This window comes from Streptomyces sp. NPDC048275 (assembly GCF_040652275.1).
GTDB lineage: Bacteria > Actinomycetota > Actinomycetes > Streptomycetales > Streptomycetaceae > Streptomyces.
Window position 1 is genome coordinate 1 of the sequence record NZ_JBEZLR010000188.1, and the last position, 6,813, is coordinate 6,813.

5 protein-coding genes are annotated in these 6,813 nt (G+C 68.2%); 3 read left to right on the top strand and 2 right to left on the bottom strand.

Going from position 1 to position 6,813, the window contains the following annotated elements:
* Positions 1 to 560: 560 nt before the first annotated feature.
* Positions 561 to 998 (top strand): hypothetical protein, encoded by a 438-nt coding sequence (locus tag AB0D57_RS46650; RefSeq protein ID WP_362088603.1) that lies wholly within the window; start codon positions 561 to 563, stop codon positions 996 to 998.
* A gap of 266 nt (positions 999 to 1,264) precedes the next feature.
* Here AB0D57_RS46650 and AB0D57_RS46655 read toward each other — a convergent pair whose 3' ends face one another.
* Complete coding sequence (locus AB0D57_RS46655) at positions 1,265 to 1,426, bottom strand: hypothetical protein (protein ID WP_362088607.1); 162 nt, start codon at positions 1,424 to 1,426, stop codon at positions 1,265 to 1,267.
* An 11-nt stretch (positions 1,427 to 1,437) separates the two neighbouring features.
* On the opposite strand from AB0D57_RS46655, the gene AB0D57_RS46660 reads away from it, so the two are divergent.
* Positions 1,438 to 1,809, top strand: a complete 372-nt coding sequence (locus AB0D57_RS46660; protein ID WP_362088604.1) for a hypothetical protein — start codon at positions 1,438 to 1,440, stop codon at positions 1,807 to 1,809.
* A 398-nt stretch (positions 1,810 to 2,207) separates the two neighbouring features.
* On the opposite strand, the gene AB0D57_RS46665 is transcribed toward AB0D57_RS46660, so the two are convergent.
* Entirely contained in the window at positions 2,208 to 3,494 is a 1,287-nt protein-coding gene (locus AB0D57_RS46665) for an MFS transporter (RefSeq protein WP_362088606.1), read from the bottom strand.
* 233 nt (positions 3,495 to 3,727) lie between these two features.
* Here AB0D57_RS46665 and AB0D57_RS46670 point away from each other — a divergent pair, with 233 nt between their 5' ends.
* Positions 3,728 to 5,563, top strand: coding sequence for an FAD-dependent oxidoreductase (locus AB0D57_RS46670; protein WP_362088605.1), 1,836 nt, complete (start codon positions 3,728 to 3,730; stop codon positions 5,561 to 5,563).
* The last annotated feature ends 1,250 nt before the right edge of the window (positions 5,564 to 6,813 follow it).

A 6,813-nucleotide genomic window follows, 5' to 3' on the forward strand; every position in this document is an offset into this window, starting at 1 on the left:
CTGCAAGGCTGATGACGGCTGCCGCAGCCGCGCTTGCGACAGAGCGGTGCAGACAGTGCAATCGCAGGGTTTTCATGATCACACCCTGGGCTGAGAAGGGCCCAGGAGGAAGGCCGACAGCCCCTTGGGGGGGGCAACTCGACCCGATCGGTCGATCTCCTTCGGCCCCCGTCGGCGGGTTGTCGCGCGCAGGGGCCGGTGGTGCTGCCCAAAGCGGCAGGCTATCCGCCGCCGGTGACCGGCGGATGGAGAACGCGACACAAGCAGCTCCCGTCCGCACCATGCGCGCCATGGCTACGAACACCACCCCCAAGAAGCCCGCCACCGCCGTGGCGATGGAGTCCGCCTCCGAGACTGTCACCGACACCACCGACCCCACCCCGCGCCGTTGCCCCGGCCGTCGCCGGCCCGCCCCTCGGCCACAGCCAGACACCGGAAACCGTCACCCTGTCGCATCACCTGCGCATCGGCGGAACCGACTACACCCCCGGCGCCCAGATCCTCGTGTCCCCCGACTACACCCGCCGCCTGTGCGGCCAGGACTTCATCGCCTGCACCTGATGACCGAACTGACACTCGCCGACGCCGACCCAGTCTCCGTACTCCTGGCGCGGCTCCAGCAGAGCGACCAGGTCACCGACGCCCTCGGCTGCCCCGGCCGCGTGTCCGGCGCCGCCGAGGCACCGTGGCCGCATCTGGTCATCGGCCACGGCCCAGGCGGAGACCTGCGGGACCTGAACTGGGCGACGGCGCCGGAGGTGACGCTCCAAGTGCATGGGGACCCGGGCGGCTGGCCCGGCAAGGCCGAACTGCGGCGCATCCTCGTGCGCTGCGCCCAGATCGCCCAGGGCATCGTCGAGGCGCCGCACACGCCCGGCCGACCCGTCATCAACGGCGTGAAGCCGTCCGGTCCCCTGGTCTGGTCGCCGCGTCGACGGCCAACCCCGATGGCTGATGAACCTCTCAGTGACCCTGCATCCGTGACGACGCGACGTTAACCACTCCGGCTCTCCAAGGTGTCCGCGCCCTAGCTGTATTGACCTGCAGGGTTGTTTACGCGGCTGATCGGGGGCTGGCCTCCGAGTGCGGTGTGGCAGCGATGGTAGTTGTAGGCGTGAAGGAAGGTGTCGAGGGCTGCGGTCCAAAGGCGGGGCCAGCCTCCGATCCCACTGCGGCGCCCGGCATCTCCGAGGGCACTCGCGGCTGCGCTAAGCGGTTCTGGTGAAGTTCGCTGCTGATCCTTGGATGCGGGTTCGTTGGCGGGTTAGCGCCGGGCCAGCGTGCGGGTGAGTCCGGCAGCGATGGTCGTGGCGAGGATCCAGCCGGGGGCGATGAGGGCTGCGGCCAGCCACTGCTGCCAGCCTTGCGGATTGAAGGCCTGCGCAAGACGTTCTCCTGGCCAAGTGCCGCAGGCGGCAGGCGACACAGCCGGCCGCCTTGCGCTGGTGGGGTCTGCTGCAGGACTGGACGGTCGGCTACGGTTACCGGCCTCTGCGGGCCGCAGTGTGGTTGCTCTTCTTGCTGCTCGCTGGGGGCGAGCAGGAAGAGGAGGACGGGGCCTGGGTCGCGCTGATCCCCGGTGACTTCCCTGCGCGTCTGTTCGCGCAGACGGAACTCTTCCATCTAGTCAGTGGCATCGCCTGGCTGGGCGCGCATCACCGCGACTACGGCAGTGCCAAGGTCGCCCACAACGCCTGCCATCCGGTCGGGCACACCGACCGTCCGGACAGCAGCCGTGGTGCCGGTGAACTGTGGCAGGCCATGCGACTGCGGATGGCCCGTGGCACCCATCAGCTGCCGCACCGCTGAATCCTGCGGGCCACTCGCCGCAGGACCAGGCCTGTCAACGAGCGATGCAGAGTTTTGAAGGGGCGCGGCTCCTGGTCAGGCCGTCGGAACGGCCCTGGCGCGTGTCGCCGGACGCGATGTGGCCGTCGTTGTTGGGCGTCTCACCGACTCAGACTGGCGGCCTTGATCACGCGTTTCGCGAAGACATCCTCACGGCGGTGCGCCGACAGCGATGACTTCCCGTACAACCAGCACAGTGGTGCAGCCGGTGGGTGGTTCCAGTACGCGTGGAAGCACGGCTCGCCACGGTGGCCCCCGTCCAGTTCACGGCGCCAGCACATGCCTTCTCGCCTCTTGCAGGCGACACAGAGCAGCCCTTCTCCGAACTACTTGTTCGTCTGGCGGCCCTTTCGCCACCTTCAGCTCTTGGCGTGCGCTTGTTCTGGCTCGTGGGTCTGCGGAAGGTCGCGTTCGCGGCGCATCGGGCTCGTGGCGAGGATGAGCCAGCTGGGCGCGACGACACCCGTCATGATCCACATGGCTGGCCGGTACCCGACGGCGTCGCCGAGTGCGCCGCCGAGCAGGGACCCGAGCGGGATGGTGCTGTGGTTGATCATCATGGCCGTCGCCACGACCCGGCCGAGCATGTGCGGCGGGCAGTAGGCCTGCCGGAAGCTGCCAACCAAGATGTTGGCCACGGAAATGCCGATCCCGACGAGGAAAGCTCCCATCGCGAACAGCAACAGCCCCAGCCCCGTCGTGGTCATCGGCAGGAGCAGCGCGAACGGCGCGGTGGCGACCTGCAGGAGAAGAAGCCCGCGCGCGGTGCCGAACCGCCGGCTGACCCTAGTGGCCACCAGCGCGCCCACGATGCCACCGGTGCTGCCGCTGGTCAGCAGCAGACCGACCATGGCGGGGTTCAGCCCGACGGTGCGGACCAGGAAGACGACCTGAACCGCCTGGTAGCCCATCAGCGACATATTGATCACGGCGCCCCAGGTGACCATCGGCCGCAGGTACCGGTCCCGGCCCACGAAGCGGAGCCCGTCGCTGATCTGCCGGCGGAGGGGGACGCGTTCCTCGTCCGGAGCGCGGTCCGGCTCGATCACGCTGATCCGCTTCAGGCAGACCGCGGATACCAGGAACGTCACCGCGTCGGCCAATAGCGCGGTGATCGCACCGAACGCCTGGGCAAGCAGTCCCGCCACCCCGGCTCCGGCAACCTGGGTGGCTGCCTCGCTGCCCTGCAGTTTGGCGTTGCCCTCCAGCAGGTCGCGGCCGTCGAGCACGATCCGGATGTACGAGTGGTAAGCGGTGTTGAAGCACACCGCCGCCGTGCCGCATATCAGCGCGACGACGACCAGGTGCTCAAAGGTGAGCGCGTCGAGCCACGCCGCCAGTGGAATGCTCACCAGCGCCGCGACGGCCACCAGATCGCACGCGATCATCAGTGGCCGTTTGCGTATCCGGTCCACCCATGCGCCTACCGGCAGCCCCACCAGCAGCCAGGGCAGCCAAACCGCCGCGGCGAGCAGGCCGACGGCGGTGGAGCTGGCATTCAACATTTCAACCGCGATCAGCGGCAACGCGACCACGGTGATGCTGTTGCCCAGCCCGCTCACGGTCTCGCCTGTCCAGAGCAGGCGGAAATCCGGTTGGGTGAATACTCCCCAGCGGGTTCGGGGCCCGTCCGGCGTGTCGTTCATCGAGTCCACACGGGGCATCATGCCGTGAGCTCTTCAACCTGCTGTATTGGTTATGCAGTTGGACTGCTGGTGCCTCCGCGCTGTCGTAGACATCTCCGCCGTAACTCGAGTCGACGGGCCGGCCTTACACGAACACGCTCGGCATCGCTGTCTCCTTGTGTTTGTGAGGATGCTGTGGGTGACAGGAAATAGGGCTTCCGGCTTCCGGAGCCCCTCCCTACCCTCCGGTGCTCATGACAACAGAACACGCGCAGCAGTCTCAGGGGTACAACGGACACAGCCGCAGACGCTTCCTGACGGCGACCGGGGGAGCGGTCGCCGGAGTCGTCGGTGGGGGAGCGGTCGGCGCCTTAGGGGCTGCCGACAGCGCGGCCGCGGCCCTCTCCGGCAAGCGCGTCGCCGTCCTCGGCGGCGGAGTCTCCGGCCTCAGCGCCGCCCACGAACTCGCCGAACGCGGCTACGAGGTCACGGTCTACGAGTACTACGACGCCCTCGGCGGCAAGGCCCGCTCAATGGACGTCCCCGGGACCGGAACGGGCGGCCGCAAGCCGCTTCCCGGCGAGCACGGCTTCCGCTTCTTTCCCGGCTTCTACCGGAATCTGCCGGACACCATGCGCCGCATTCCCTTCCCCGGCAACGCGAACGGCGTCCACGGCAACCTCCGCAGTGGTACGGAGGCGTTGTTCGCGCGCTGCTCGGACCGCCCGGACCTGCACTTCCCACTCCGCCGGGTCACCACCCCGCCCGCCGCCGGCGACCTCACCCCGTCCTGGATCCGCGACCAGATCCTGTCGGTGCTGGACCTCGCCACTCACCTGCCCGCCAATGAGGCCGCCTACTTCGCCGACCGCCTCCTGGTCCACCTCACCAGTTGCGACGCCCGCCGCGAGGACCAGTGGGAGAAGGTCACATGGTGGGACTTCATCCGGGCCGGCGAGATGAGCCGCGAGTACCAGGTGCTCCTCGGTATCGGCCAGACCCGCAATCTCGTCGCCACCCGCGCCGAGATCGCCTCCACCCGCACCGTCGGCCGCGTCATCATCGAGGCCCTCCTCCTGTGGGGCCTGCTCGGCCGCGGCATGGATGGCGACGCGGACGTCGACCGGGTACTGAACGCCCCGACCAGCGAGGCGTGGATCGACCCCTGGGAGACGCATCTGCGCTCCCTGGGCGTCGAATTCGTGCTCGACACCGAGGTCCGGGAGGTGGTGTACGGCGGCGGCCGGGTGACCGGCGTACGGGTGGCGGCGCGCGACGGCAGCCGGCAGCGCACCATCACCGCCGACCACTACGTCTCCGCCCTCCCGGTCGAGCACGCGCGCGTGACCTGGGGCCCGGCCCTGCGCGCCGCCGACCCGCAGCTCGGGCGGTGCGACGCTCTGAAGACGGACTGGATGACCGGCGTGATGTTCTACATGCGCACGCCCACCCCCGTCGTGCACGGCCACATCAACTGCCTGGACTCACCGTGGGCGGTCACCGGAATCGGCCAGACGCAGTTCTGGGACGTACGGGACTTTTCGCGCGACTACGGAGACGGGAGGGCCCACGAGTGCCTGTCCGCGATCATCTCCGAGTGGGACAAGCCCGGCATCCTGTACGGCAAGACGGCCCATGAGTGCACCAAGGACGAGGTCGTCGCTGAACTGTGGGCCCAGCTGAAGGACGGGCTGAACGACTCAGGCAAGATGACGCTCAGGGACGAGGACCGGCTCGGCTGGTTCATGGACCCGGCGGTGACGGGCCTCGGCGGCCCCGACCCGCAGAACCGCGAACAGCTCCTCATCCACCCCACTGGCACGCTCTACCACCGCCCATCGGCGAGGACAGCGGTGCCGAACTTCTTCCTCGCAGGCGACTACATCCGTACGGATGTGGACCTGGCGACCATGGAGGGCGCCAACGAGTCCGCGCGATGCGCCGTCAACGCACTCCTGGACGCGGACAATTCGGGCGCCGAACGGTGTCACATCTGGGAGTTGTTCCGGCCGCCGGAGATGGAGCCCCTGAAGCGGGTCGACGAGGTGCGCTATCGGCTGGGGCTGCCCAACACCTTCGACCTGGGCTAGCACCCGGCACCGAGTTGTGCCGGAAGGGCCGCTGCCCCGAGCAGCTGCGGCCCTTCAGCCGAAACGGCGTGGTGCTGCTAGAGCATCCGCACCGCGCCGGACGGCGGGTCGTACGACAGCGGCTTCGCTCGCACGAATCGTGACCATGCGCGGTTCGCTTGGTCCGGGCCTGCCGCTGACGCCATCGTCGGCGCCGCTCTGGCCGACAGGCCATCGAGCGGCTCAGTTCGGGAAGCTCGGTTCGTCTCACCGTTCTGGCCTTTGGGTCGGACAGGGGCCACCGTCAACGAGAAAGGGATACTCGAAACGAACCTACACGTGGATGTAGGCCCGCAATCGGAATGTCCTGTTCCGTCATGGTGACCTGGGCTTCATCCGCCGTCTCATTCGAGGGACACGGCATTTCTGTCTCACGATCTTGTCCTTTTGCGGCGTCCGACCCGCCATTCGGAGGGTTCCGTCCCGGTCCGAACGGAGTCAGAGAGCCGTACCGCAGCGGAGCATGGCTCGGCCGCTCTCGCCGGAGGAGGCGCTGCGCGGCGTCGGACTCCGCCTCGGCGTACGCGTAGACCGTTGTCAGATGTTGAATCCCGAACTCGCACTGACAGGCGTCATCGCCGAGTGTGGCACGGGTGCTGTCCCGGGCCGCGGTGGGCAAGGCAGCGAGCTGGTGATCGGGATGGGGTCGGCGATTGCGCCTGCCCAAGTCGCGGCACACGGCGTGTGCCCCGTAGATCCTGTCGTTTCGGGGATAACAGGCGAGCGCCGCGCGTCGCCTTCACAAGGTCCTCCGGTGTCGCATTCGAGCGGGCCAGAGAGGCCCCAAGGTGTCCTCTAGAGGGTGTCTGCGAAGCCCCGGTCAGGGAAGGCGGGTTGGAGTCCCTGCGCTGATGGCGGCCGAGGTGGCCGAGGAGCGGCGCGGGTATCCGACGGATCTGTCCGACGTGGAGTGGGAAGTCCAAGTGGTTCGATGGCGTCCCGCCACGTGGTGTAGGGGATCAAGACACCGGAATCCGCAGGCCAGGGGCGCCGACCATGCCCGATCAGATGTCCAACTCGCCTTGCCGGGACGCTTCGTGGGCTGCAGTCTCCGCAGAGATCGCCACGGGTCTCGAACCGGAACGCGTAGCTCTTGATCCCCTACACCACGTCGCGGCAACGCCGTTGCGTTAGCCGTCAGGCCCGGCGTCAATGTCTCCGTCCTTGACCATCTTGAAGCCCAGTGTGTACGTCTGCACGGTGCGCGGATG